This window comes from Allobosea sp. P1_A7, from assembly GCF_056406775.1.
The window spans coordinates 1-26,208 of the sequence record NZ_JBFTZN010000004.1 but is presented as its reverse complement, the minus strand read 5'-3'; the positions used below and the strand labels follow the sequence as shown (position 1 = coordinate 26,208).

General features: G+C 64.8%; 21 protein-coding genes. 13 read left to right on the top strand and 8 right to left on the bottom strand.

The features are described 5' to 3' along the window. Positions 1-3: 3 nt before the first annotated feature. A complete protein-coding gene (ggt, locus tag AC1D34_RS01265) occupies positions 4-1,596 on the top strand; it encodes a gamma-glutamyltransferase (protein WP_441490298.1) in 1,593 nt (530 codons plus the stop codon). A gap of 85 nt (positions 1,597-1,681) precedes the next feature. Here the strand turns inward: ggt and AC1D34_RS01260 are convergent, their stop codons facing one another. Beyond that, entirely contained in the window at positions 1,682-2,917 is a 1,236-nt protein-coding gene (locus AC1D34_RS01260; RefSeq protein WP_476823291.1) for an MFS transporter, read from the bottom strand. A 206-nt stretch (positions 2,918-3,123) separates the two neighbouring features. Further along, positions 3,124-4,011 (bottom strand): LysR substrate-binding domain-containing protein, encoded by an 888-nt coding sequence (locus AC1D34_RS01255; RefSeq protein ID WP_441490296.1) that lies wholly within the window; start codon positions 4,009-4,011, stop codon positions 3,124-3,126. A 245-nt stretch (positions 4,012-4,256) separates the two neighbouring features. Here AC1D34_RS01255 and AC1D34_RS01250 point away from each other — a divergent pair, with 245 nt between their 5' ends. The 5 genes from AC1D34_RS01250 (at position 4,257) to AC1D34_RS01230 (ending at position 10,270) form a co-directional block, all read left to right on the top strand. Further along, positions 4,257-5,000 (top strand): helix-turn-helix transcriptional regulator, encoded by a 744-nt coding sequence (locus AC1D34_RS01250; protein ID WP_441490295.1) that lies wholly within the window; start codon positions 4,257-4,259, stop codon positions 4,998-5,000. A gap of 82 nt (positions 5,001-5,082) precedes the next feature. Beyond that, positions 5,083-5,790 carry an HAD-IA family hydrolase gene (locus tag AC1D34_RS01245; protein ID WP_441490294.1) on the top strand — a complete coding sequence of 236 codons (708 nt, stop codon included), beginning with the start codon at positions 5,083-5,085 and terminating at the stop codon, positions 5,788-5,790. A gap of 78 nt (positions 5,791-5,868) precedes the next feature. After that, a complete protein-coding gene (locus AC1D34_RS01240) occupies positions 5,869-8,286 on the top strand; it encodes a heavy metal translocating P-type ATPase (RefSeq protein ID WP_476823290.1) in 2,418 nt (805 codons plus the stop codon). A gap of 348 nt (positions 8,287-8,634) precedes the next feature. Then, on the top strand, positions 8,635-9,906 hold the full coding sequence (locus AC1D34_RS01235; protein ID WP_476823289.1) for a hypothetical protein: 1,272 nt from the start codon (positions 8,635-8,637) through the stop codon (positions 9,904-9,906). Between the two features lie 16 nt (positions 9,907-9,922). Further along, the gene (locus tag AC1D34_RS01230; protein ID WP_441490291.1) at positions 9,923-10,270 is read left to right on the top strand and encodes a hypothetical protein; all 348 of its coding nucleotides are present in this window, start codon (positions 9,923-9,925) and stop codon (positions 10,268-10,270) included. 15 nt (positions 10,271-10,285) lie between these two features. On the opposite strand, the gene AC1D34_RS01225 is transcribed toward AC1D34_RS01230, so the two are convergent. Next, complete coding sequence (locus tag AC1D34_RS01225; RefSeq protein ID WP_441490290.1) at positions 10,286-11,275, bottom strand: radical SAM protein; 990 nt, start codon at positions 11,273-11,275, stop codon at positions 10,286-10,288. A gap of 135 nt (positions 11,276-11,410) precedes the next feature. Here AC1D34_RS01225 and AC1D34_RS01220 point away from each other — a divergent pair, with 135 nt between their 5' ends. Further along, positions 11,411-11,929, top strand: coding sequence for a hypothetical protein (locus AC1D34_RS01220; protein ID WP_441490289.1), 519 nt, complete (start codon positions 11,411-11,413; stop codon positions 11,927-11,929). Positions 11,930-12,106: 177 nt separating this feature from the next. Continuing rightward, positions 12,107-15,277, top strand: a complete 3,171-nt coding sequence (locus tag AC1D34_RS01215; RefSeq protein WP_476823288.1) for an ATP-binding protein — start codon at positions 12,107-12,109, stop codon at positions 15,275-15,277. 51 nt (positions 15,278-15,328) lie between these two features. On the opposite strand, the gene AC1D34_RS01210 is transcribed toward AC1D34_RS01215, so the two are convergent. The 4 genes from AC1D34_RS01210 to AC1D34_RS01195 form a co-directional block, all read right to left on the bottom strand. Next, positions 15,329-16,267 carry a homocysteine S-methyltransferase family protein gene (locus AC1D34_RS01210; RefSeq protein WP_476823287.1) on the bottom strand — a complete coding sequence of 313 codons (939 nt, stop codon included), beginning with the start codon at positions 16,265-16,267 and terminating at the stop codon, positions 15,329-15,331. 80 nt (positions 16,268-16,347) lie between these two features. Beyond that, a complete protein-coding gene (locus tag AC1D34_RS01205; protein WP_476823286.1) occupies positions 16,348-18,186 on the bottom strand; it encodes a CHASE2 domain-containing protein in 1,839 nt (612 codons plus the stop codon). Further along, positions 18,183-18,692: a FecR domain-containing protein gene (locus AC1D34_RS01200; protein WP_476823285.1), complete on the bottom strand. Its 510-nt coding sequence runs from the start codon at positions 18,690-18,692 to the stop codon at positions 18,183-18,185. The genes AC1D34_RS01205 and AC1D34_RS01200 overlap by 4 nt, the downstream gene beginning before the upstream one ends. Before the next feature lie 23 nt (positions 18,693-18,715). Further along, positions 18,716-19,399 carry a Crp/Fnr family transcriptional regulator gene (locus AC1D34_RS01195; RefSeq protein ID WP_476823284.1) on the bottom strand — a complete coding sequence of 228 codons (684 nt, stop codon included), beginning with the start codon at positions 19,397-19,399 and terminating at the stop codon, positions 18,716-18,718. A gap of 159 nt (positions 19,400-19,558) precedes the next feature. Here AC1D34_RS01195 and AC1D34_RS01190 point away from each other — a divergent pair, with 159 nt between their 5' ends. Both AC1D34_RS01190 and AC1D34_RS01185 read left to right on the top strand, forming a co-directional pair. Then, positions 19,559-19,864: a hypothetical protein gene (locus AC1D34_RS01190; RefSeq protein WP_441490283.1), complete on the top strand. Its 306-nt coding sequence runs from the start codon at positions 19,559-19,561 to the stop codon at positions 19,862-19,864. Positions 19,865-19,954: 90 nt separating this feature from the next. Continuing rightward, a complete protein-coding gene (locus tag AC1D34_RS01185) occupies positions 19,955-23,134 on the top strand; it encodes a cyclic nucleotide-binding domain-containing protein (RefSeq protein WP_476823283.1) in 3,180 nt (1,059 codons plus the stop codon). Between the two features lie 20 nt (positions 23,135-23,154). Here the strand turns inward: AC1D34_RS01185 and AC1D34_RS01180 are convergent, their stop codons facing one another. Continuing rightward, on the bottom strand, positions 23,155-23,649 hold the full coding sequence (locus tag AC1D34_RS01180; RefSeq protein ID WP_441490281.1) for an Lrp/AsnC family transcriptional regulator: 495 nt from the start codon (positions 23,647-23,649) through the stop codon (positions 23,155-23,157). A gap of 129 nt (positions 23,650-23,778) precedes the next feature. Here AC1D34_RS01180 and AC1D34_RS01175 point away from each other — a divergent pair, with 129 nt between their 5' ends. The 3 genes from AC1D34_RS01175 to AC1D34_RS01165 form a co-directional block, all read left to right on the top strand. After that, positions 23,779-24,108 carry a hypothetical protein gene (locus tag AC1D34_RS01175; RefSeq protein ID WP_441490280.1) on the top strand — a complete coding sequence of 110 codons (330 nt, stop codon included), beginning with the start codon at positions 23,779-23,781 and terminating at the stop codon, positions 24,106-24,108. Beyond that, positions 24,105-25,334, top strand: coding sequence for a thiamine pyrophosphate-dependent enzyme (locus AC1D34_RS01170; RefSeq protein WP_476823282.1), 1,230 nt, complete (start codon positions 24,105-24,107; stop codon positions 25,332-25,334). The genes AC1D34_RS01175 and AC1D34_RS01170 overlap by 4 nt, the downstream gene beginning before the upstream one ends. A 4-nt stretch (positions 25,335-25,338) precedes the next feature. Beyond that, on the top strand, positions 25,339-26,208 hold an 870-nt coding region (locus AC1D34_RS01165; protein WP_476823281.1), incomplete at its 3' end, for an alpha-ketoacid dehydrogenase subunit beta.

Genomic DNA, 26,208 nt, shown 5'->3' with positions numbered 1-26,208 from the left:
ATCATGTTCGGGACGCGGGATTTCACCAGGCCAGGGCGTTCGCTGGCAGTGGCAGAGAACGGGATGGCGGCGACCTCCCACCCAGCGGCCACTTTGGCGGCGCTCGGCATCCTGAAGGCCGGCGGCAATGCGATTGATGCGGCGATCGCCGCCGTGGCGATGCAGGGCGTCATCGACCCCCACATGACCGGCATCGGCGGCGATTGTTTCGCGATCTACGCTCAGCCCGGCAAGGCGCCGATTGCGCTCAATGGCTCCGGGCGTGCACCAGCGGCGGCCACGCTGGCTTGGTTCCGCGAGCAGGACATGACCTCGATTGCCGATAACTCACCCCATGCCGTGACGGTTCCTGGCGCGGCCGATGCCTGGTGCCGACTCTCGGCCGACCATGGCCGCCTCAGCCTGGAGGAAGTGCTGCAGCCCGCCATCAAGGCGGCGGAGGACGGCTTCCTGGTGACCCCGCGCGTCGCCCATGACTGGGCGATCTACGCCAATCGCCTGCGCAAATATGAAGGTGCGGCGGCTGTCTATTTGCCGGGCGGCGAAGCCCCCCGCGTCGGCGATCGCATGACCCATCCCGCGCTCGGGCGGACGCTGCGCCGGCTCGGCCATCAAGGACGCGACGCCTTCTATCGCGGGCCAGTGGCGGACGAGATCGTTTCCGTCCTCAATCGCAACGGCGCTCTGCATGTCGCGGATGACTTCGCCGGCCAGACCTCCGACTATGTCGAGCCGATTTCAGCCGAATATCGTGGCTATCGCCTGCACGAGTGCCCGCCGAACGGCCAGGGGCTGACGGCACTGATCATCGCCCGCATCCTCGAGGGTTTCGATCTCGCCGAGGGGCGCGTCAGCGAGGCCGATCGTATCCATCTGCTGGCGGAGGCGACGAAGGCTGCCTATCACCAGCGCGACCTGCTCGTTGCCGATCCGGCCTTTGCGCCTGTCGATGTGCAGCAGGTTCTGTCGGATGCCTTCATCGGCCGCCTGCGCGACCGGATCGACATGAAGCGGGCGCAGCCCGCCGTCGACGACGACATGCCGGTGCATCGCGACACGGTCTATCTCACCGTGGTCGATCGCGATCGCAACGCCGTCTCCTTCATCAATTCGTTGTTCTGGGCCTTCGGGAGCGGCATCTATGCGCCTGAATCCGGTGTGATGCTGCAGAACCGTGGCGCCGGCTTCCGGCTGATCGAGGGCCATCCCAACGCGATCGCGCCGCGCAAGCGCCCGCTCCACACCATCATCCCGGCGCTGCTGACCAAGGATGGCCGCACGCAGATGACCTATGGCGTGATGGGCGGCCAGTATCAGGCGACCGGCCACGCGCATGTCCTGTCTTCGATGCTCGATCGTGGCGACGACCCGCAGCAGGCGGCCGACCGCCCGCGCAGCTTCGTCGCCGAGGGCAAGCTCACGGTCGAGTCGACGATCGGCCCCGAGATCCGCGCCGATCTCGCCGCGCGCGGCCATGATGTCTCGGTGCTGCCCGAGCCGACCGGCGGCTGCCAGGCCATCTGGATCGATGAGGCGCGGGGCGTCCTGCTCGGCGGCTCCGATCAGCGCAAGGACGGCATGGCGCTCGGCTACTGAGCCTGGCGCCGGCGCACCGAGCCCGCTCGGCGTCTGATATGAACAGGGCCCGCCTGGCACAGGCGGGCCGCTTTGCGAGAGCTGTCTATCGCGGTCTCGGCCCGATATCCGGCATGGACGGTGGCCGTGTGCTGCGCTCGGAACCGAGGCTTACCGCCGGCGGCTTTTTCAGCAGCCGCACTGCGAGATAGCCGACGAGGCCGGCCGATAGCAGGCCGATATAGGCCAGCAACGCCTGCGGCCCGAACACTTGCATGAACCCGGTGGCGACGATCGGGCCGATGGCTGCGCCCGTTCCCCAGAGGAAGAGCAGCCCGGCCGAAAGGCCGACCGCCTGATCCTGTCCCAGCCGGAGATAGGCGTGCGTGACCGCGACGGTGTAGAGCGCAACGCTGCAGCCACCGATCAGTGCGAAGAGCGTGTAGGACCAGAGCTTGGCGTGCGGAGCATTGGCGAAGAGCACGGCGCCGAGCGCTGCAGCAGCGAGCGTCACGATCGTTGCCGCGCCCAGCATGATGATGCGGCTGTCGATCCGGTCGGCCATCAGGCCGATCGGCCATTGCAGGATCAGCGCGCCGATCTGGATCGAGGCGGTCAGCAGGATGGCCGATTGCTGGTCGAGACCGATGAGGATGCCATAGGCCGGGGCGACATTGGTCAGCACCCCGCCCATCAATCCGACGTAAAGACAACCGACGACGGCAGCCGGGGCCTGGAGCCAGAGCGTCTTCAGCTTGACCGAGACGAGCTCGTGCGATTCCGGGGCTCTCGTGCGCGTCAGCCCGACCGGGATGAGCGCCAGCGAAAAAGCGGCGCTCGCGATCAGGAAGATGTCGTGGGATTCGATGGCGACATAGCCGATCCCGATCTGCGAGCCGATCAGTGCGAGGCGATTGAGGATCTGGTAGGCGCCGAAAATCCGGCCGCGATGGCTCGAAGGCGCCTGTCCGCTGATCCAGCTTTCGATGCAGATGCCGTGCCCGGCTGCGGCCACGCCCATGATGAAGCGCGAGACGCCCCACCATTCCACCGGCATGGCCGGAAAGCTCAGCGCAAGCACCGATTGCACCGCGGCAAAGACCGYAAAGCCACGGATATGGCCGATCCGCCGGATCAGCGAGGGGATAGCGAAACAGCCGAGCAGGAAGCCGAGCGAATAGGCGGAACCGACGATGCCGATGAGGAGAGGAGGCTGCTTTTCGACCGCCAGGCGCAGGGGTACGACCGTGTGAATGATCGTGCTTGCGATCTGCAGGATCAGGGCACCGGTGACGATCGCACCAAGGGCTGCGACAGAGCCGGTCTGGCTTTTCTCCGTCACCGGCCTGTCCACCCGTCGGCGAGCCGCTCGTCGCGGAGCTGGGGCAGCGAAGACCTGGCGGCCGGGGCGAGGATCCTCATCGAACTATTTTCGTCAGGCGGGCTGATTCGGGGTGAGCGCCGGAGATGAATAGCATCGTGACCGATGCTTCGCTTAGGAAAACTGTTTCCGAGGGCGGGATTATTCCCTTGTCGGCTCGCCCGACGCTAAGCGCGCAGCCCCTTTGCCAGAAACGAGACGACCGCGCGGACGCCGGGGAGCTGCCCGCGCCGATGTGTCGTCAGGATCGAGGTCGTGACCGTGCCGGCTGTCCAGTCCGGCAGGACGCGCATGATTTCGCCGGCATCGATGGCCCTTCGGCAGGCGACCTCCGGCAGGCATGCGATCCCAAGCCCGGCCTTGGCAGCTCCGAGCAATATCTGCGTTTCGTCGGCGATGAAGCGCCCGAAGGGCGCGGCGAGCACCTCCTGGCCTGCGCTGTCGTGCAGTCGCCAGATCTTGGCGGAGGGGGAGACCAGGAGCCCGTCATGCACACTGAGATCGCCCGGCACGGCAGGAGCGCTCCGCTGGCTGAGATAGCCCGGAGACGCCACCAGGATGATGGTCTCCGTGGCGACCTGCAACTGCACGAGCCCTGAATCCGGCAGTGGCGCGAAATGGCTGCGCACCGCGATGTCAAATCCCTCCTGGGCCAGGTCGACGAAGCGATCGGTGGCATGAAGCTGCACCGTCAGCTTCGGATAGGCTGCCACAAGCGCCGGTAGGCGTTCCGCCAGGTAGAGCTGCGCTGTCGGGACCGATGTCGTGACCCGCACGGTGCCGCTGGGCTCGGCCTGGCGCCGACGGACGATGCTCTCGGCGGCTTCCGCCTCGATCAGCGAGGCGCGCGCGTGCTCGTAGAAGTCCCGCCCGAGTTCAGTCAGCGTGAAGCTGCGCGATGTCCGGTGAATCAACCGTGTGGCGAGACTGGCTTCAAGCACGGCGACGCGCTTGCTGATCGTCGATTTGGGCATGCCGAGGCGGCGTGACGCCGACGCGAAGCCGCCGCTGTCGACGGCCTGGACGAAGAGATGAAGGTCGTTGAGGTTGAGCATGGGGCGATTTCATCATCCACCGATGTGGACTTTCGGCTCTGGTATGAGCGATTGCCGCCGCAAGGTCCATGAATTCATCGCAGGCGAGCCAGGGAATAGCGCCCCAGGACTGGCTCATTTGCTTCGGTTTTCCGTCGAATGATGCTTGCGAAGCGGCCCTTCTCTGCCCATTTTGCCGTGCTCATGCCGGCGCTTCCCCGGGGTCTCGAACTTCGGGCACGGAACTTCGAATGGGGAGGCTGCGGATGCGCCCGATCCTGTCGCTACGATCCTATCCGCCGCATGAGACGGAGCACGCGCACGACTGGCATCAGATTGTCGTGCCCGTCGATGGCACCATGCAGATGCGCATCGCGGGGCAGGATGGCATCGTCGATGACAGCAGCTTCGTGATCGTCGCCTCGCAGGCGCGCCACCGTTTCACGACCCCGCATCATGGCCATTTCGTCGTGCTCGATGTTCCGACCGGAGCGGGCTTCTTTGGCCTGCCGGATCGCCTCGTCCAACAGGCGGAGGGGCAGCCATTTCACCCCCTCGACGCCGGATTGCGGCATCTCGCGCATTACATCGCCCATGATGCGGCGGCGCCTGCGCGCCGATCGGACCTGCTTGATCGGCTCGGCGGCATGTTGCTCGAGGCGGTGGCGGAACGGTCCGGCGATCGGCTGCATTGGCCGCCAGCGCTGGAGCGTGCGGTCTCGCTGCTCGGTCATGGCTATGATGCGACGCTAACCGTCCAGCAGCTGGCAGTCGCCGCCGGCGTGTCGGTCAGTGGCTTGCATGCGCTGTTCCAGCGTTGGATCGGCATGTCGCCGGGGCGCTATCTCGCCGATCTGCGCCTGCGGGAAGCCGAACAACTGATCCGTGAAACCCGGCGTCCGCTTGCCGAGATCGCGCTTGCAGTCGGGTTCAGCGATCAAAGTGCGCTGACGCGAAGCCTGCGTCGTCGGCGCTCGACCACTCCCGCGGCATTGCGACGTGGAGATTGAGCCCAAAGGTTTGGAGATCGGGACAAGAGCGGGAATCGCCGCTGGTCTATGACCGTCACCAGAGAGATGATGGAGACGGCCCATGAAGCTGCGTGATTTCACCACCCTGACCTTCGATGTTTACGGCACCCTGATCGACTGGGAGTCCGGTCTGCTGGCGCAATTGCAGCCTTGGCTGAACGCCAGGGGGATTTTCGTCCGTGACGAAGACCTGCTCGCCGAGTTTGCCCGGCTCGAAAGCCAGTGGGAGGCTGAACAGCCGCGGCTGCTTTATCCCGAGATTCTGGAGCGCGTGCATGGCGACCTCGCCAGGCATTTCGGCACGTCGCCTGATCAACTGGCGGCCCGGGAATTCGGCGCTTCGGTCGGGAACTGGCCGGCCTTCCCCGATAGTCGCGAGGCTCTGCAATATCTGGCCAGGCACTATCGCCTTGTCGTGCTCTCCAATGTCGACCGCGCGAGCCTTGGCCGCAGTGCGGCCTTGCTCGGCACGGAGTTCGACCTCCGGTTCACCGCGCAGGATATCGGCTCCTACAAGCCATCGCTCGCCAATTTCGAGTACATGCTGGCCCATGTCGGCGAGGACAAGGGCAAGATCCTCCACGTGGCGCAAAGCCTGTTCCACGACCACGTGCCGGCCAGCGCAATGGGGATCAGCAGTGCCTGGATCGACCGCCGTCACGACAAGGGGGGCGGAGGCGCAACGCTGCCACCGAAGGATATGCCGCGCCCGGCCTGGACCTTCCGGAGCTTGGCAGAATTCTGCGAGGCGCATGCTGCGGAGCGGTGAGGGGCAGGCTTGACCTTCCCACAATGGAAGGTTGCACGATGCCGCCGCTATCGCGGCCGGATTGTGCAAAGGAATATCATGGCGAATGCCCCGAAGGAGACGTCTCACGGTGGTCACGAGGCCCATGTGGGCCATGCCGCCCACCATGGTAACCACGGACATGGTGCTCATGTCGGGCACCAGGATGCCGGGAAGACGAATGAGGGGCAGGTCAAGGATCCGGTCTGCGGGATGGCGGTCGATCCCCACGAGACGACACACCGCGCGCAGCACGGAGGGCGGCCCTATTATTTCTGCTCCTCTGGCTGCCAGTCGAAATTCGAGGCTGACCCGGCTCGTTACGTCGATCCAGAGCTAGCCGCGGCAACCGATACCGCGCCGGAGGGGGCGACCTACACCTGCCCGATGCATCCCGAGATCAGGCAGATCGGGCCGGGTTCCTGCCCGATCTGCGGCATGGCGCTCGAGCCGGTTCTGATGACGGCTGAAGCACAGCCCAATGCCGAGCTGGTCGACATGAGCCGGCGCTTCTGGATCGGCCTCGTTCTCGCCCTCCCGGTCGCGATCCTGGAAATGGGTGGGCATCTGCTCGACCTTGACCACCTGATTCCGCGTCACCTCTCCAACTGGATCCAGCTCGCCCTGGCGACGCCGGTGGTGCTGTGGGCTGGCTGGCCGTTCTTCGAGCGCGGCTGGCATTCGCTGGTCAGCCGCAACCTCAACATGTTCACGCTGATTGCGATGGGAACGGGCGTTGCCTGGGTCTACAGCGTCGTGGCGACGCTGATGCCCGGGATCTTCCCGCCGGCCTTCCGCGGGCATGACGGCTCGGTCGCAGTTTATTTCGAGGCCGCGGCTGTCATCACGGTGCTGGTCTTGCTCGGGCAGGTGCTCGAGCTGCGCGCGCGGGAAAGCACGGGCGGCGCCATTCGCGCCCTTCTCGATCTTGCTCCCAAGACGGCCCGGCGTCTGAATGCCGACGGCTCCGAGGAGGAGATCCAGCTCGATACGGTGCAATTGGGGGATCGTCTGCGGGTTCGCCCTGGCGAGAAAGTGCCCGTGGACGGCGCAGTGGTCGATGGCCGCAGCGCTGTCGACGAATCCATGGTCACYGGCGAATCCATGCCCGTGACCAAGACTGTCGGCGACGCCGTGATCGGCGGCACGATGAACCAGTCCGGCGGCCTCGTCATCGAAGCGCAGAAGATCGGGCGCGACACCATGCTGTCGCGGATCGTGTTGCTGGTCTCGGAAGCCCAGCGCAGCCGCGCGCCGATCCAGCGCCTGGCCGACCAGGTCTCTGGCTATTTCGTGCCGGCCGTCATCGCCATTGCCCTGCTCGCCTTTGCCGCCTGGGCCATCTGGGGGCCTGAGCCGCGCCTTGCCTTCGGGCTGGTGGCTGCGGTCTCGGTCCTGATCATCGCCTGCCCCTGTGCGCTCGGCCTTGCGACGCCGATGTCGATCATGGTCGGTGTCGGGCGGGGGGCTCGGGCCGGCGTGCTGATCAAGAATGCCGAAGCGCTTGAGCAGATGGAGAAAATCGACACGCTTGTCGTCGACAAGACCGGCACGCTCACCGAGGGGCGGCCGGCGGTCACCGCGATCCGGCCGGCTTCGGGATTTTCCGAGGCCGACATTCTGCGCCTTGCCGCCAGCGTGGAGCGGCCGAGCGAGCATCCCCTGGCGGTTGCGATCGTTGCATCTGCCGAAGCCAAGGGCGTTACGACGGCGGCCGTGACGGACTTCGATTCCCCGACCGGCAAGGGGGCGTTGGGAACGGTCGAGGGCCAGCGGATCGTGCTCGGCAATGATCGCTTCCTGGCCGAGCACGGCGTCGATGTGTCGGGTCTTGTCCAGATCGCGGACGACCTGCGCAGGGACGGTGCGACGGCGATTTTCATGGGCGTGGACGGCAGGCCGGCAGGCGTGATCGCCATTGCCGACCCGGTCAAGGCTTCGACGCCGGAGGCTCTGTCGGCGCTGCGGTCCGAGGGGATACGCGTCGTCATGCTCACCGGCGACAACCGCACCACGGCGCAAGCCGTCGCCCGCAGGCTCGGCATTACCGAGGTCGAGGCCGAGGTTCTCCCCGAGGACAAGAGCGCGGTCGTGGCGAAGCTCAAGCGGGAGGGGCGCGTGGTTGCGATGGCGGGTGACGGCGTCAATGACGCGCCGGCTCTGGCTGCAGCCGATGTCGGCATCGCGATGGGCTCCGGGACCGATGTCGCCATCGAGAGTGCCGGCGTCACATTGCTCCAGGGCGACATGACCGGGATCGTGCGTGCCCGGCGTCTGTCTGAGGCCACGATGCGCAATATCCGACAGAACCTGTTCTTCGCCTTCGTCTACAACGCGTTCGGGGTGCCGGTGGCGGCAGGCGTGCTCTATCCGATCTTCGGCTTGCTGTTGTCGCCGATCATCGCAGCGGCCGCGATGGCTTTGTCCTCGGTCAGCGTGATCGCCAATGCCGCGCGGCTGCGGGCGGTGAAGTTGTGACCGATGCGAGCCGGCCGCGGCCGTATCCCCGCTCCGGCTCGCTGGCGGCTTGCCGGTGGCGAGCGCCGAGAGGGCGCAGGAACACGGTCAGACATGTCCTCGGGCCGGAATGCGCCCGGACGGTGCGCCCATTCTCCGCCCTGGTTCGAATTTGAGTTCCTGACGCAGATCTGAGGGAAGCATCTCGTAGCGTCACTACAGCATTGCCTGCGTCAGTCGTTTGAGAGATGCTGTCATTGCGGTTTGGGATGGTCGCGTCGTTGTTGCCCCATCCCTGCCGGCCTGTCGCTTGGACGAGCAAGCCTGCCTTACACGCGGAATGTGAAAGCGTTCTCGACCGGAGGCGAAATGAGCTACGTCGCTGATCGTGACAAGCAGCAGCTCGCGCAACTCGACGAGCAGATTTCGCAGTTCATCGCGCGCTACAGGCAGCACAGACCGGCGCGGCGCAAGACGGTCATCCTGTTCCCGGGAGGCATGGGATCCAGCATCAAATGGGCGACCACGACCCAGGGCAATACGCCCTATTTCTACAATCTGATCTGGCTGGATTGCCCCATCCTGACCGGGGGCGCGCTGCTGCTCAAGATGAAAGGCGATGACGATGCGGGCCGGCATTTCGTGATCGCCGATGGCTGCGTCCGGTTTCCTCCGGTGCTTACCCCCTACGATGATTTCCTGAGCTGGTGCACAGCCAGGAAATTCGATTGGTTCGTCTTTGGCTGGGACTGGCGGCGCGATCCCGAGCTCGTGGCGCGCTTCTTCCTGAAGAGCTTCGTGCCGAAGTTCCGTCAGCGGGTCCGTGTGGAATGCGGCACCGATCCCTTCGCCGATGTGACGCTGATCGGGCACAGCTTCGGCGGCATGGTCGTCAAGCTGGTCCTGAACCAGGGGGGCTCGCATGTCGCAGCGGTCAGGCGGGCGATCAGCGTCGGGTCGCCCTTCTACGGCTATGCCGGGCAACTGAACCGCTATTTCAAGGGCGACCCCGACCTGGACAGGCTCTCATGGTCCTACGACCCGCGCAATCTGACCCAGTTGATCTCGTCGTTGCCGGGGCCATACACGCTTCTCTACCTGGACCAGGCGACCTTCCAGCGTGACCAGGCGGCGTTGGCTGCCGATCCGAACTATCCGCTGTCGCGATATCCGGTCAGGGACCGCGATACCGGCGCGATCGCCGATCCTTATAACCCCGGGAAGAACGGAACCCAGGTGCGCTACCCCGTGAACTGGGGCTTCAGCCATGCCGCCCTGGGCCGGGGCGAAGCGATCTATCGGAAGGTGGCGCTGCCGCTCGGGGCGGCCACGAAGAGCAAGTTCTACAATATCCGCGGCGTCCAGCAGCGCAATGGCGGGACCATTAACGAGACGACGGATGAGCAGACATGGGGCTGGATCGACCCCGCCTTTGATCCGAGCGCCGAGCCGTCACCGATCGTGGATCACTCCTATTGCCCCGGCGACGGCGTGATCCCGGCCTGGTCCGCGCGTCTGGTCTCGACCCCGGCGGCCAATGTGCGCACCGTGACCGGAGACATTGACCGGGACAGTCTCGAGCATATGGATCTGATGCTGAGCCCGCAGATCCGCGCGCAGATCCTCAACATCATGCAGTAGCTTGGCGAGGTGCGTCATGGCCGTGAAAATACGCAAGCCAAAGTCTCCGCCGCCTCCTTTGCGCGCCTCGCGGGACGAGCTCAACAGGTTTCTGGACGGTCTCCAGGCTGCCCAGGCGGAGGCTGGCGGAGACAGCACCAAGCTCCGGACGGCGACGCTCGCGCACATCGCCAAATACAGTCTGCCTGAATTGCAGGGACTCATCGGCAGGGCCTATGTCGATGCGCCCAAGAGCGCCAGCCAGAAGCTCGGTACGATGCCGAAGGATGGCGGGCCTACAGAAGAGGAAGGTTCGCCCAAGGTTCCACGACCGCGCTCTCCAGCCCCGAGGGGCAGGGCCAGCCCAAAGCCGAAAGGCAAGTGAGCCTGGAATGCTGCGCTATTTCTCCGGCCGCATGGCGACGATGCCGGTGTCCAGGGGAGGCGAAACCGGCAGAGGTCGTGCCGTCGCCTTGGGTTTCCGGCGGGCTTCGGCATAGGGAATGAGCCAGAGGCTCGGCTTGCCGTCGCCATCGGTTAGCGCGATCGGCTCGAAATAGCGGACGCGATCCTCCGGCGACAGATCGTCCGGATGTTCGCCATATTGCGGGTCGAGCGTATCGCTCCCAGCCAGATAGGTGCGCGGTCGCGCCGGCGAGGACTTTGACCAAGTAAAGCAATGAAAGCTCGCCGAGGCGATGATGTACCATCGCATCGGGTTGAACGAACGGCTGTGGCGGAGCCTCCGCAAGGTCTTGAGCAGGATGCGCATGCGCCCGACCACGGTCCAGGGACGCCGGAAGATCCGTTCGAGAAAGGCGACGATCGGCTGAGCCGGTTCGGCAAGCTGCGCGTAGCAGATCGTCTCGCCGTCCAGGTCCCGGAAGCGAAGATTGGGAGCCAGGCGCCCGCTCTCCAGATCCTCCCAGAAGAGCTGGGTTCCGGCGAGAGGAGCAACGACGCTGAGATAGGTCGGCATCGGCATCAGCGGGTTGTCGGCGATGGCTTCCATGGCCTGCTGCATCTCCGCAGCCGTCTGGTAGCGAGGGTCGAAGAGATAGCCGTAACCGACGGCAATGCCGTGCCCCTCGGCGAAGGCGACGTCATCGATGACATTCTGGCGCCGGCTGAGGTTCTGGGTCTTGTTATAGCGGCGCAGAAAGCTCGCATCGAGCGATTCAATCCCGACGAACAGCCCGACGCATTTGGAGGCGGCGAAGGTCTCGATGAGCGCGCGGTCCTGGACGACGTTCTGGGTGACCAGCGCGCCCCAGCCCCGCACCTTGGGATGGTCGCGCAGGAACTCGCAGATGGCCAGCATATGGGCCCGGTCATCCGAGAAATTATTGTCCAGCAGCATGACCATCGGATACCAGCTGCGCATGCTCAAGCGGGGGCTCGATTCCAGCGCGCTTTCCAGCGACGCCTTGAAGCTGGCCAGCCCATGGCGAACATGCGCCCCGACTTCCGAGGGGATGACGCAAAAGCTGCATTTGAAGCTGCATCCGCGTGAGGTCTCCGCAAGATGCGTGCTCGGATTGATGCCGCTTTTGCGCAAAAGGCTATAATCGACCGTGTAGTCGGAGATTTGTGCAATCGGAGAGCGGTAGATTGGTCGGAGCGAGCCGGCCAAATAATCGTTAACGACATCTCTGACGCAATCGACGCCGCCGGCGCAGACGACATCGAAGAACTGCTGAGCGAATTCCGGGAAAAGCGTGCATACGCTCCCGCCGGCAACGACCGTCGCTCCACTGCGTCTGAAATGATAGGAGAGTTGCCGCAGTCGATCGAAGTCGGGCTGAAGCCCCGTGAGGAATACGAGGTCGTACTTGTTGCAATGTGCAGGGTCGAATGGGCCGTGCCAGTCTTCATGATAAAGCACGACATCAAATCGCTTTGCATCGATCAGTGCAGCAATATGCAGACCTGCGATAGGTTGCATGAAATGCGTCGAGCGCCGTTTGTCGCGACCAGGCCGAAGATGGGCGCAAATGACGACCGTTTTGATCGTCTGTGGTGCGCCGGGACTGGCTTCGGCTGATGTTCGGGAGAAAAGACGCGATATTCTTGAGGCAGGCATGAACGGTCGCCCCCCGTATACTGGCTGAAAAACTAGAGACAGCTAGGTAATGACTTCACTCTATGCGCATATGCGGCCATATTCAAACTGACGAGACAGTAGCCGAGCGCCGACTTTCGCGACACAGGAGCCTGTGCGATGACGATGAGCGAAGCCGAGCCTCGAAAACTTGTGTCGGAGAGGCGCTACGTCACGATCGTCTTCGTCGACCTCGTCGGTTACACCCAGTTGTCGGAGCAGCTTGATCCGGAAGAGCTCCGTCTCGTTCAGCGCCGCTACCAGCAACTGACCCTGACGACCATGGAGCGCTATGGCGGCTTCGTTGCGAGTTACACGGGCGACGGTGTCCTCATCTTCTTCGGCTATCCCACGGCCCGCGAGAACGACGCGGAACGGGCCGTCCGTGCCTCCCTCGAGCTGATGGAGCGGATCAAGACGCTGAACACGAGCATCGAGGATGGCACCGTTCCGGATATCGCAGCGCGTATCGGCGTTCACACGGGCCTCGTCGTGATGGCACCGGCCCGCGTCAGCAGCGGCTCCAGCGAACTCGGTGCGGTGGGCGAGGCCATCAATCTCGCGGCGCGACTGCAGGCTGAGGCCGCGCCTGGGACGGTCGTGGCGACCCGGGAGGTCACCGACCTCACCGCCGGGCTGTTTGAAGTCAGGGCCCTCGGCCCAAGAGCCATCCGGGGCCTTTCGCGTGAGATCGAAGTCTTCGAGATTGCTCGTGAGCGATTGGGAACGGCGCGGCGCCGAGGCAGGGTCGCGAGCAGTGTTCCGATCGCTGTCGGCCGGGAAAGCCATTTCCAGAGCATCCTTGCGCGCTGGACCAGCGCAACGAGCGACAGGCGGGCGCAGTTCGTTCTCGTGGCCGCGGATGCCGGAGTTGGAAAGACGAAGGTCATCACGGAGATCTGCGGTCATCCCGCGCTCTCCGATGCAGSGATCTACATGACCTATTGCCATGAGCTGTTCGCGAGTACGCCGCTCTACCCGGTCGCGAGCTTTCTCTGGGCACGGGCTGGTCTCAAGTTCGAGGACGACAACAAGGTGCGCGGCGCGAAGATCGGCGCCGTCCTGGACGAAATCGGCCTCAACACGCCGGAGAACAACGAAATACTGGCAAGCCTGATCGGTTTGGCTGCAACCGGCATCCGCGAGCAGTTTGCCCCGGCCCCGACAATGTTCAAGCGCAAGCAGTATGAGTTCGTCATCTCGGTCATCGTGCGCACGGCCCGCCGACAGCCGACCCTTGTGGTGATCGAGGATGCGCATTGGCTCGACCCGTCCTCTGCGGAACTCTTGCGGGAACTCCTGACCGCCGGGAGCGATGAGGCGCTGATGGTGGTGGCAACCGCACGGCCGTTCCCGCGCGCCGAGGGGTTACCGGAGCCGGACGAAGTCGTGACGCTGGAGCCGCTGTCGGGGGAGCAGAGTCTCGCGCTGGCGCACGCGATTCCGGGTTCGGAGGAGCTGCCTCCCGAGAAGATCGCGCAGGCGGTCGCTGCCGCGGAGGGCGTTCCGCTCTTTGTCGAGCAGTTCGTGCTCTCTTTGATCGACGAACACATCCAGACGCCTCATCCCATCCGCAAGCCGTCGAATGTCCCGCTTCTCCTTGCGGAACTCATGTCCGAGCGGCTCGACCGGCGCCCGGGTGCGCGACCCGTCGTACAGGCCGCGGCCTGTATTGGTCGTTCCTTCACCCCGGTATTCCTCGCCCACGTCCTGGAGAAGGGCATCAGGGAGGTGATCGCGCCTGTCGAGGCGCTGGTCGACGCCGAGATTCTCCTGCCCAAGCGCATAGGTGGGGAAATCCGCTATGAGTTTCGGCATTCATTGCTTCAGCGCATGGCTCATGAATCGATGCTCGCCACCGAACGGCGCGCGATCCATGACCGCATTCTGGGCCTGCTCGATCAGGGGGATGGCGTCGATATCCCCTTGCCCGAGGTCACAGCGCACCATCTCACCGAGGCGGGCCGCTACCAGGAGGCAGTCAAGGCCTGGCTGAGGGCCGGAGCGAGCGCCGGACAGCGTTCTGCCCATATCGAGGCTATCGGGCATATTCGCCACGGATTGTCCCTGCTCGACAAATTGCCGGACGACATGGCGCGGACGACGCTCGAGCGCGGTCTTCAGGCGGCGCTGGTCGGCTCCATCACCGCCGCGCAAGGGCCGACATCGGCAGGTTTGCTGCAATGCTGCAAGCGCGGGCTGGAGCTTTGCAGCGAAGACGAGCCCTCCGCATTGATGTTTCCGTTCCTGTTCGGAAAGTTCACATTCGCCAATTGCAGCGGCGATGTGCCTGAAGCCGCGTCGCTGGCCCAGAACTTCCTCGATCGATCCGAGCGCGCGGACTATGGCTCTGGCCGAGCCATCGGGCACCGTCTGATCGGCATGGTGCGGCTCGGCCAGGGCAAGGCCGACGAGGCGATCGAGCATCTCGAGCACTCCCTGCTCATCGGAGAGCGTGATCGCGATGAGGCAAGTACATTCATGTTCGGCCAGAACACCGAGATTCACACCAGATCACTGCTGAGCCTCGCTCATTTCTGCCTTGGCAATGTCGGCGAGTCCCTGCGCATAGGCATCGATGCGCTTCGTTCCGCAGACGCCTTGCGGCATCCTCATTCCGCGGCGATTCCGATGTCCTATGTCGGTGGCTGGGTCTTCGGGCTGTCGAACGCGACCAATGAGCTGATGCAAGAGGCGGGGCGGTTGGTGRCACTGTCGGAACAGCACGGGCTCGCAGGCTTCCGGGCCCATGGCGCGGCATTCCTGGGCTGGGGGCTCTGTCAGAAGGGTGATCTCGCGCGCGGCGCAGCAACCATGCAGAGGGCGATCGCGGCATTCGAACGCGTTGGCTATGTGCTGTCCCTCTCCGGCTATCTCGCCAATCTCGCCGAAGCTCAGCTTCAACTCGGGCAGCTGGCGGAGGCCCAAGCCTCCTGCGACCGGGCGATCGCGTTGATGTCGCGAAGCGGTTCGCTGTGGCTGGAGCCGGAGCTGGATCGGATCCAGGCCGGCATCATGGCCAGGGGCGTGCGGGCGCAGCAGCAGGATGCGGAGGCGGCACTGCGCTCGGCGGTGGAGAAGGCAACGCGGCTGAACTCTCCCGTGCTGGAGCACCGCTGCCTGGCGTCCCTCCGGGATCACCTCAGGCCGCAGGGCCCCGATCCCGCGGTCGAGGCGCGTCTGGAGGCTCTCGCACGCTTTGACGATCTGTCCGGGACTGTGTCGCGCGCCTTGCGGGAGACGGGCGCTGCGGCTGACCTGTCTCGTGTCGCCAGCCAGATGGTGTCATAGGCCGCTGATGCGGCATGAGCAGCCGCGGCAGYGGCGCAATCTCCCGTCGCGCTACAGGCAGGCATAGCAGATCGCCCTGACATGGCGCAGGTCGGTGCCGCAACAGCCTCCGAGGACACGCGCGTTCTTGAGTTGCTTGCGCAGGCTGCGATAGCGATGGGCGAGGTCGAGGGGATCCCCAGCATCGAGTTCGGTCGCGATGTCGAGTTCGGTGTGGCTCAAGGTCGAGGCGTTCGCCCTCAAGCCCCCGATCCTGTCGAGCCAGGGTGCGCTGCCGGAGATGACCCGCTCGAAATGCAGGGGATGCGCGCAGTTGATCATGTAATGGAGGGGATAGGCCTCGGTTGCCTCATCGACGCGCTCGATCGCATGGCCCAGGGGCTCTCCGCTCGGGAGCCTGCCGTCGGTCTCCAGGGTGAAGGAGATGACGGCGGGCATTCGGTGAGCCTGCGCAGCGGCGGCGATGCCGATCGCCTCGTTGCTGTAGGTCATCGTGATGGCGCTCACCATGTCCGCTTCGGTGCGGGCAAAGGCCTTGACCTGATCCTGATGGTAGAGCTGCGCTTGCCGCGCGCTCATGCGCGTATCGATCCGGTAGCCATCCCCACGCGGCCCGATCACGCCGTTGATCACGATCCTTGAATCGCTGGTTTCGTAGTGAGGACGCAGCTCCATCGCCAGCTGAACCGAGGCTCTCTGAACCTCCTCGATCATGGTGCGCGAGTAGTCCAGCTTGCGGGCCCAATCGGGATTGGCGCGCCAGGTCGGCGTATCCAGAATGAAGCCCTTGCCGTACTCGGCGGCGAGCGTGAGATAGGGCAGGAAATAGGCCTTGAGGCGGGCTCGGCCTTCTTCGCTGCGCACCAGCGGGAAAGCGGCGAAGAATGGCAATTCAAGCCCGTCACGAAAGGCGAGTGTCGTTTCCAGTCCGCCGTCCGTGAGGAATTCTCGCGCCAGGACCTGCGGAAGAATCGCCCTGTACTTGGCCATGGCCTTTCCCCTGTGTGGGATTGTCGCCGAACCCTTCCCGGAAAGGCGGATGCGTTCTGTGATCTGGATCACAGATGCTGTCAGGCGCCCCAGAGCGCGACGGAGATGCGTTGGCGCCTGCCGCGAATCTCGACTGTGCGAATGCTGTCGGGTTCGCGGTGGCGCTTCCGGATGTCGCCGGATGCGACGAGGAGCTCTGCTGAAACGGCAAGCGCGGCGCCTTGCTCCTTTGCGACTTCCATCAAGCGGCTCGCGACATTGACGCTGTCCCCGGTCGCAGTGATGTGCTGATGCGCTTCGTGCCCGAGACGAGAGACGATGACCGGGCCGAAATGGACACCGACACGAAGATCCGGATGGCCAATCGATACCTCTTCGCCGGTGGCCCACTCGCGCATATCCTTGAGCAGTGCCCAGGCCGTGGAGAGGGCGTGGCCGGCATCATCGGCGTGCGGATCTGGAATGCCGAACGCGATCATTGCACCGTCGCCCATGAAGGAGATGACGAGCCCGTCATGCGCGGTCACCTCGTTTTCGATGAGCGTGTGAAACGCCTTGAGAAATTCGCGTGTTCGCGTGAGGCCGGCCTGCTCGCTCAGCCGCGTGAAGCCCGAGAGGTCGACGAACAGGATCGCAACCGTCTGTTGCACCGGCTCGCGCAGGAACCCCGGGTCCCGTGCAATGCGATCTGCGAGCAATGGCGGCTGAAACTGCCGTAAAGCGGCTTCGGAACGGGCGATATCCGTGGCCTGGCGGCGGTCCCATGTCTGCCGTAAAACCACTGCGAGGACGACAGGTGGAATGACTGACGCCAGCGGGAGCGCCGAACTGAGCCAATAGCCTGCGGCGAAGAGCGCCGTGGTGGCCAGCAGCCAGGCAGCGAGACCGAAGACCGCTGCGCCAACGCCRATGCCGAGCGGAGCAGAGGCGATGAAGAAGACGGAGCCGGTGGCCAGCACGAGTGCCACGCCTGCGTCGAGCAACCGCACCTCGTGATCCCGGACCAGTCCGGTGCCGGCGATCAAATGAGCGATGCCGGTCGCCAGGACCTCCACGCCCGGCGTCACGGGATCGAAGGCGGTGCTGAAGGTGTCGCCGATAGCCGTGGCGGTGACGCCGACAATGACGATACGGCCCCGCAGGCGTTCTACGGGCACGGTGCCCGCAAGCAGGCCGGTTGCACTGATCGTTTCGAAGCTGCCTCGCGGGCCGTAGAACCGGAGCGGAAGATGGAATCCGAGGTCGAGCTTCACCGGGCTGCCTGCCAGGCGCACGGTATCGACGCCGAACACAGGAGCCTCGCCCTTGAAGCCTGCCGCCACACTTAGGACGAATGATGGCATGACCCCGCGGTCGGTCCGGAAAAGCAGCGGCACATGCCGCGGCGTGCCGCTTGCGTCGGATGAAATATTGACGAGACCGACGGCTGCCAACCGGTCGAACGGCGACAGCGGCCAGAGCATCTGTTTCGGTGCCGGTAATTGCGAGCTTCCTTCMTCGTCCCGGCCGAAGCTGCCGGCCGCGGCGACGAGTGAAGGCGTTTGTTCGAGAGCCTGGGCAAGCGCCTCATCTGTCTCGGGCGAGGTCGGGTCGACGAGCAGCAGGTCGAGTGCAAGGGTGCGTGGGGCCGCGGTTCCAATGGCGAGGATCATCCGAGCCAAAGTGGAGCGCTGGAGCGGGTAGCCGCGTTGCTGAGCCACGGTTTCATCATCGATGGCGATGATGACGATTTCGCCTGGGGGTGAGCGTCGACCGGCAATAAGCAGGCGCATGTCGGCGAGCGCCGCCTCGACTCGGTCGAGAGGATTGCGCTCGCCCGCGAGATGCATTCGCCCCAGAAATCCGGACCAGAGCGCGGCGATCACGAGGCAGAGGATGGTGATCGACGCGGGCAGGCGGACACTGCGCGTCGAGGTCACCGCCCGAACCGAGCAAGCAGCCCTGCGGCGCGCTCGCGGGACCAGCGGTGCACGTCAAGTCGCTTTTCCTGGGAGACGTCAACGCCATCGCCGGGATTGAGTTCGACGGGGTCCGTGCCATCGCGGCGCGTGACACGCACGCGCCCTTCGGCGACGAACACCGATGTCTTCGAGGTCGTTACGTCGACGGCATAGATCGTGCCGCGGACCGAGGCGATGGCGTGGGGCGTCAGGATCTGGAGGGGCCCGCGGCGACGGGGTAGCTCGACCAGAAGGCCTTTGCCATCCAATGCGATTGATTGAAACGCGCGGCCGGGCTGTGGCGATTGGACCTGGAAGCGGGTGGCGGCCTCCGCTTCAATGATCAGGCCACCGCTGCACCGGAACACGGTTCTCGGCGGATCGGTCCGCGCTGACGGGGTGCAGCCCGTAGGTTGTTGCGCGGCGGCGGGCGGGATCGATGCGCAAATGGCGCAAGCGGCAATCGAGAATCGGAGGAAGCGCATGGCAAGCCTCTCATGCTCGGTATTCAGATCGCGCCGGACTTCGCCAGCTGCCGAAAGCTGTCGACATTATGAATCACGAGGCGGCCCCGTCCAAGGGAGAGGATGCCGATCTGTTTCCAGCGCTGCAGCTGGCGGTTCACGGTTTCGCGGGTGACGCCGGTCAGCGCCGCCAGTTCCTCCTGGGAAATGTGCAGCTCGCTGCCATAGTCGGTGACGAGCACTTCGATGCGTCGCGCCAGCCGTGATGCGGCTGGAAGGAAGGCCGTGTCCTCCATGCGCTCGCTCATGCCGCGCAGCCGCTCGCAGAGCAATTCGATCAGCCGGACTGCAATCAGTGGCTCGTTGTCGAGCAGATTCAGGAAGTCACGCCGCGGCACGAAGAACATCTCGGTGTCTTCCAGCGCAATGGCGTCGGCGCTGCGGGCGCGACCGTCGAGAAGGGCGATCTCCCCGAAGACGTCGCCGCCTCCCAGCAGGTTCATCGTCAGCTGCTGGCCGGCATCGTCCGTGGTGCCAATTCGGATCCGGCCATGCCGGATGGCATAGAGGCCATCGCCGGGATCGCCCTTCAGGAACAGGACCTCGTGCGGTGCCAGGTGCCTCGGCAGGCAAATGGCGGCGATCTTGACCAGGGCGTCGTGAGCAAGCCCAGCGAAGAACGGATTTACCGATAGAAGCCGAACCACCAGATGCGGCGCGCTGCGCATTCCCAAGTCCCCCTGTTCTCTCCGTTGCTAGGAAAAGCTGACGCCTATGTGACCTGTTTCACAGAAGATAGCACGGGAACGGCCGAAAACCCCCGGCGAAGGCCGCAGCGACCGCAGCCCGCAGTCGCTGTGTGTGCCGCTCCGAACGGGAGTTTCGCCGTGCACCACACCGCCAACACTCATTCCACGCCGTTCAGGACAACCTCGCTCGAACCGCTGCGCGAGCCCGAGACAGTGACGCAGGCGGGCGAGTGCCCCTTTCTTGGCAGGATGACGCGCGCGAGCCGCGCGCTGGTCACATCGCTGGCGCTCGCCTTTGGCCCGCAGCGCGGGCAGTCGCAGAGCGTTGCCATGGATGCGCATACATTGAATGACATTGGGCTGAGCCACGCCGAGGCTGCCCAATGGGGGCCGCTGAGCCGTTACATGCCACGCCCCTGGGGCGAGACGGATACGCTGAACTGATGCGCAGGCGCAGGGAAGCTATTGTCCGCAACACGCGAAAATTGCGGTACGCTGGAGCGCAGCGCTCACATCACAGGCCGGATGCGCTCCATGGCGGATGGTTCCTCTCTGCAGGCGGCCCAGCGCTTGCGCTCGCGGCCAGGACAGGCGGCAGCGCAAACCACGCCTCAGGCGCCGGTTGAGGCGAGCGCGCCCGCAGCAACAGGCTTGTTTGCCTATATCTGGCGCAACAGCCGCCGGCAGCAGCTCCAGATCATCGCGATCGTGCTGCTGTCCTTTCCCTTCTACTATCTTTCGCTTGAGCTGCCGAAATACATCATCACGGACGCCATCCAGGGCCGCGCCTTTTCCGGTGGGCAGGAGACTGCACGGCTCTTCCGGTTCTCGCTCGCCCTACCGGCCTGGCTCGGGGGCAGCCGTGAACTTCTCAGCGGCGTCATGCTCGATCGCATCAGCTATCTGTTTGCGCTGTCCGGCCTGTTTCTGCTGCTGGTGCTCATCAATGGCGCCTTCAAATACGTCATCAACATGCGCAAGGGGGCCTTGGGCGAACGGCTGCTGCAGCGCCTGCGCGCCGACCTCTTCGCGACGCTGCTGAGTTTCACGCCCGAGGCACGGCGCCGGCTCAAACCGTCCGAGGCCGCGACTGTCATCAAGGACGAGGTCGAGCCAGTCGGCGGTTTCGTCGGTGATGCCTTCATCCAGCCGGTTCTGCTCGGTGGCCAGGCGCTGACGGCGCTGATCTTCATTCTGCTGCAGAATCTGGCGCTGGGGTCGATCGCGGCAGGCATCGTTCTCGTGCAGGCCGTGATCATTCCCCGGATGCGGCGTGAGCAGATCCGGCTTGGGCGACAGCGCCAGATCGAGTCGCGGGCCCTTGCCGGCAAGATCGGCGAGGTCGTCGAGTCGCTGGACGAGGTTGCTGGCCACGGCACCTCTGCGGTCGAAAAAGCACTCGTCGCAGTGCGCCTCGAGAGGCTGTTCGGCATCCGCTACCAGCTCTATGGGCGCAAATTCGCGGTCAAGTTCCTGAACAACCTGTTGGCCCAGCTGACGCCATTCCTGTTCTACACGATCGGGGGGTATTTTGCCCTGACCGGCCGTCTCGACATCGGCCAGCTCGTCGCGGTCATCGCCGCCTATCGTGACCTGCCGACGCCGGTAAAGGAACTGATCGACTGGGATCAGCAGCGTCTCGACGTCGAGGCGCGGTTTCAGCAGGTCACCCAGCAATTCTCGCTGGACGATGCCCCGGCGCCGGAACGGCCGCAGGCCCCGCTCTCCGGAGATGGGATCGTGCCTGGCGAAGGCATGATCGCGGCCAAGGGGCTGACGGTTCTTGGTCCGGCCGGCGACCGGCTGCTCGAGCGCGTTTCATTCGCTCTGCCCTTGGGGGGGAACATCGCCTTGATCGACAAGGCGGGGGAAGGGGCGGCTGCGTTCGCGTCTGTGCTCGGGGGCAGTATGGCGCCGTTCGACGGCGCGGTGACGCTGGCCGGTATTCCCTTGGCTTCGTTGTCCTCCGAACGGCGAGGGCGGACAATGGCCTATCTCGGAGCGGAGCCCGTCATTCTCGATGCGTCCCTGCGCGACAACATTCTCTATGGCCTGCGCCGCCCTGTTGTCGCCCAGGCCGGGGCCCAGCCCTGGTCGCTCGACTTCAGCGGCGCCGGCGTCGCGAGCAGGCACGAGCTCGAACGTCTCCTGGTCGAGGTGCTAGGCGTGGTCGGGCTCGCCGAAACGGTGTTCCGCTTCGGCCTGCAGCGCCAATTGAGTGCGGACGACCCGACCGAGATCGTCAACAGGGTTGCCGAGATCCGTACGAGAATTCGCTCCAGGCTGATTGGGCGCGGGGCGGGCGATGCGGTGGAGCCCTACGATCCCGAGCGATACACACGAAACGCGACCATCGGCGAGAACATCCTGTTCGGCGTCGTCACTGATCCCGGCTTCGCCGGGGAACGCCTGGCCAGTCACAAGCTGGTGCGCGCCATTCTGGACGCGCAGGGCCTGACCACGCTTCTGACCCAGATCGGGCGGCGTATCGCGGCGACCATGCTCGAGATCTTTCGCGATCTTCCAGCCGATCACGTCCTGTTCGAGCAGTTCTCCTTCCTTTCCGCGGCCCAGTTCCCTGACTATCAGGTCATTCTCGGGCGGGCCGAGGCCCGCACCCTCCGGGAGGCCGATCGCTCCCGGTTGATCGCGCTGGCATTTCTCTATGCGGAGCCGCGGCATCGGCTGGGGCTGCTGAGCGAGGGGGACGAGGTCCGCATCCTCGCCGCGCGGCAGTCTTTCCGCGCGCAGGCCACCCCGGAGATGGCGGATGCCATCGCCTTCTACGATCCGGCCCGTTACTGTCCGGCAGCGCCTCTGCGCGACAATCTCTTGTTCGGCTGCGTTGCCAGCAGCAGTGCTGCCGACGCGGAGCGCGCGCTCGAGGCCATCCGTGAGAGCCTGATCGAACTGGGCCTGGAGCGTGACGTCTATCGTTGGGGACTTGAACAACAGGCCGGCTATGGCGGACAGTTCCTGTTTCCGGCTGCGAAAGCGGCCGTTGCTCTGGCACGTTGCCTGATCAAGCGCCCGCAGATCATGATCCTGAACGACGCGTTGGCGTCGTTCGGGCAGGCCGAGGCTGCCAGGCTATTCGCACGGATCACGACCTTCATGAAGGGGCGGACCATTCTCGTTGCCGGCCGGCAGATTGCGGAACTGGGTCGTTTCGACGCCAGCCTTGAATTCCACGGAACCAACTCCGTCAGTTCCGCAGACGCGGCGGTTCAGACGCAAGCTCAGTCCGACGAGGCGTTCGTGAGCGATCAGTTTGACGCGGGCAGTATCGAGCTGCGCGCCCTGCGTTCCGTGCCGATCTTTGCCGATGTCGATACGGTGCGCCTAAGGTTGCTGGCCTTCACAGGCGAGCGGGTCGAGTTCGCGGCGGGGGAGGTCATCTTTCGCCAGGGAGACGAGTCGGACGCCGCCTATCTGCTGATCACGGGCTCGGCCGACGTCGTGTCCGAGGCGTCGGGGCCGCCTGTCCGGATCTCGACCATGAACGCCAACAGCCTGTTCGGTGAAATGGGGATCGTGACGGATGATCCTCGCTCGGCAACGGTCATCGCGACCACGCCGCTGACGGCGCTCCGCTTGCGCAAGGAGGTTTTCGTCGCTCTGCTGACGGAGTTCCCTAACATGGCCCTCTCGGTGACGCGGTTGATCGTCCGGCGCCTGCAGGACAATGTGGTTACGCTGAGCCAGCGGCACTGAACCGGCCTCTGGCAGGCGCGTCAGGGCAGTTGCAGTGGGTCGACCGAGATCGCCCGCTTCAGCGTCCTGAGACCGAAGGTTGTTCGTGACTGGCGAATTCCGGGGATCCTGTACAGCGTTTCACGGAGGAAGCGCTCGTAGTGGTCGGTGCCGCTGACCACGACCTTGACGAGATAGTCGTATTCGCCGGTGACGAGATGCGCCTCGACCACTTCGGGAATGCGCGCCAGCGCGTCCCCGAACGTGTCGAGCACCTTGTCATCGTGTTTGTCCAGGGTGATTTCGACGAAGACGGTGTTGTTGAGCCCCAGCGCCGCGTGATCCAGGACTGCCACATAGCGCTCGATTGCGCCGCTTTCCTCCAGCCGCCTGACCCGTGTCCAGCAGGGCGATGGCGAGAGCCCGACCTTCTCGGCCAGTGCGCTCGTCGTCAGCCGGCCATCGGCCCGCAGGGCGGACAGAATCCGCCGGTCGATAGGATCGAGAGCGTCGCTGCGCCTGGACTTGCCGGTCATCGGGTGAATCTTCTGTAGATCGACGGAGTGGCGGAATAATTGACCGAGATTTCGTCGAAGGTCGAGTACATTCGGGAAATCTCTTTCCGTTTGCCGGATTAACGTCGTTGCGGCGTGGGGGAAGGCGTGATGACAGGGCGAACGCAACGGCGAGTGCTGGTGAAGGCGTCGACCAGCGACGCCTATGACGGGCTGGTCAGGCTCCTGGTCGATGCCCAGCGCCTAGGCTTCGCCCTTGTCGAACTGTCGAGCTCCCGCCAAGATGACGGACGAACCGCGATCCGCATGGTCATCGAGACCGAAGGCGTCTCGGACTGCGCGGAGATCGGCTTCCGCCTTGCCCGCCATCCGGCGCTCGCAGCCGTTGAGGCTTTCGAGTTCGGCGACGAGCCGGGTTCATTCTATGTCGGCTCGCTGCATGCGGGTCGGCAGGGCGCCCTTGCCGGAGTGCGGGCATGACCGATCAGCCGTTGCGCTTTCATGTCCCCGAACCCGCCAGCCGCCCTGGCGGCAGGCCGGATTTCTCCAATGTCGTCATCCCGGAAGCGGGCTCGGTCCGCCGGCCTCCGGTCGATATCGATCCCAAGGAAATTCGCGATCTCGCGTATTCGATCATCCGCGTGCTCGACCGGGAGGGGCAGGCTGTCGGCCCGTGGGTGCCCGATCTCGACAGGGATGCTCTGATCCGGGGCATGCGCCACATGATGACGCTGCGCGCCTTCGATGCCCGCATGCAGATGGCGCAGCGCCAGGGCAAGACCTCGTTCTACATGCAGCACACCGGGGAAGAGGCGGTGAGCTGCGCCTTTCGCATCGCGCTTGGCCCGGAGGACATGAATTTCCCGACCTATCGCCAGGCTGGGCTCCTCATCGCGCATGATTATCCGCTCGTCGACATGATGTGCCAGATCTACTCGAATGAGCGAGACCCGATCAAAGGCCGCCAGCTTCCGGTCATGTACTCGTCGAAGGCGCACGGCTTCTTTTCGATCTCCGGCAATCTCGCCACCCAGTTCGTTCAGGCGGTAGGCTGGGCCATGGCCTCGGCGATCAAGGGCGATTGCAGGATCGCCGCCGCCTGGGTCGGCGACGGCTCGACAGCGGAGTCCGATTTCCACGCCGCCCTGGTCTTCGCCTCGACCTACAAGGCCCCGGTCGTCCTCAACGTCGTCAACAATCAGTGGGCGATCTCGACCTTCCAGGGCATTGCCCGCGGCGGCTCCGGCACTTTCGCAGCGCGCGGACTCGGCTTCGGCATTCCGGCCCTGCGCGTCGACGGCAACGACTACCTTGCGACCTACGCAGTGGCGCAATGGGCGATCGAGCGCGCGAGGCGCAATCTCGGGCCCACGCTGGTCGAATACGTCACCTATCGCGCCGGCGCCCACTCGACCTCGGACGACCCCTCCGCCTATCGGCCCAAGCATGAATCGGAAGGTTGGCCGCTCGGCGACCCGCTGATCCGGCTGAAGCAGCATCTGATCGCATTGGGCGCCTGGACTGAAGAGCGGCACAAGCAGGCCGAGGCCGAGATTCTCGCAACCGTGATCGCCGCGCAGAAGGAGGCCGAGGGCCACGGCACCCTGCATGCCGGCGGCAAACCCTCGGCACGCGACATCTTCGAGGACGTCTATGCCGAACTGCCTCCGCACCTGCGCCGGCAGCGTCAGCAGATCGGAGTCTGACGCGATGGCTCGAATGACGATGATCGAGGCGATCCGTTCGGCGCTCGATGTCTCGATGGGGCGCGACGAGAATGTCGTGGTCTATGGCGAGGATGTCGGCTTCTTCGGCGGCGTGTTCCGATGCACCCATGGACTGCAGCAGAAATACGGGGTGAACCGCTGCTTCGACGCCCCGATCAACGAACTCGGCATCGTCGGCACGGCAGTCGGCATGGCGGCCTATGGCCTGCGCCCCTGCGTCGAGATCCAGTTCGCCGACTACATGTATCCGGCTTACGATCAGATCGTCTCGGAGGCGGCCAGGCTGCGCTACCGTTCGGCCGGCGATTTCACCTGTCCGCTGGTGATCCGCATGCCGACGGGCGGCGGCATCTTCGGCGGCCAGACGCATAGCCAGAGCCCGGAGGCGCTCTTCACCCATGTTTCCGGGCTGAAGACCGTGGTGCCCTCCAACCCGCATGACGCCAAGGGCCTCTTGATCGCCGCAATCGAGGATCCCGATCCCGTCATCTTCCTCGAACCGAAGCGGCTCTATAACGGCCCGTTCGACGGTCATCACGATCGCCCCGTGACACCCTGGTCCAAACATGCGCTCAGCGAGGTGCCGGACGGCCATTTCGTGCTGCCGCTCGGCAAGGCCGCGATCCGGCGCGAGGGCGCGAGCGTCACCATCATCGCCTATGGCACCATGGTTCATGTCGCCGAAGCGGCAGCCGAAGAGACCGGCACCGACGCCGAGGTCATCGATCTGCGCAGCCTGCTGCCGCTCGACCTCGATACGATCGTGGCCTCCGTGCGCAAGACCGGCCGCTGCATTGTCCTGCACGAGGCGACGCTGACCTCGGGGTTCGGCGCAGAACTCACGGCCCTGGTG

Bases quoted from the DNA above. Each gene is read 5' to 3' on its own strand.
- ggt (WP_441490298.1), top strand. From the start codon at position 4: ATGTTCGGGACGCGGGATTTCACCAGGCCAGGGCGTTCGCTGGCAGTG.
- AC1D34_RS01255 (WP_441490296.1), bottom strand. From the start codon at position 4,011: ATGCTCAACCTCAACGACCTTCATCTCTTCGTCCAGGCCGTCGACAGC.
- AC1D34_RS01250 (WP_441490295.1), top strand. From the start codon at position 4,257: ATGCGCCCGATCCTGTCGCTACGATCCTATCCGCCGCATGAGACGGAG.
- AC1D34_RS01245 (WP_441490294.1), top strand. From the start codon at position 5,083: ATGAAGCTGCGTGATTTCACCACCCTGACCTTCGATGTTTACGGCACC.
- AC1D34_RS01235 (WP_476823289.1), top strand. From the start codon at position 8,635: ATGAGCTACGTCGCTGATCGTGACAAGCAGCAGCTCGCGCAACTCGAC.
- AC1D34_RS01230 (WP_441490291.1), top strand. From the start codon at position 9,923: ATGGCCGTGAAAATACGCAAGCCAAAGTCTCCGCCGCCTCCTTTGCGC.
- AC1D34_RS01220 (WP_441490289.1), top strand. From the start codon at position 11,411: ATGCGTGCTCGGATTGATGCCGCTTTTGCGCAAAAGGCTATAATCGAC.
- AC1D34_RS01210 (WP_476823287.1), bottom strand. From the start codon at position 16,267: ATGGCCAAGTACAGGGCGATTCTTCCGCAGGTCCTGGCGCGAGAATTC.
- AC1D34_RS01200 (WP_476823285.1), bottom strand. From the start codon at position 18,692: ATGCGCTTCCTCCGATTCTCGATTGCCGCTTGCGCCATTTGCGCATCG.
- AC1D34_RS01195 (WP_476823284.1), bottom strand. From the start codon at position 19,399: ATGCGCAGCGCGCCGCATCTGGTGGTTCGGCTTCTATCGGTAAATCCG.
- AC1D34_RS01185 (WP_476823283.1), top strand. From the start codon at position 19,955: ATGGCGGATGGTTCCTCTCTGCAGGCGGCCCAGCGCTTGCGCTCGCGG.
- AC1D34_RS01180 (WP_441490281.1), bottom strand. From the start codon at position 23,649: ATGACCGGCAAGTCCAGGCGCAGCGACGCTCTCGATCCTATCGACCGG.
- AC1D34_RS01175 (WP_441490280.1), top strand. From the start codon at position 23,779: ATGACAGGGCGAACGCAACGGCGAGTGCTGGTGAAGGCGTCGACCAGC.
- AC1D34_RS01170 (WP_476823282.1), top strand. From the start codon at position 24,105: ATGACCGATCAGCCGTTGCGCTTTCATGTCCCCGAACCCGCCAGCCGC.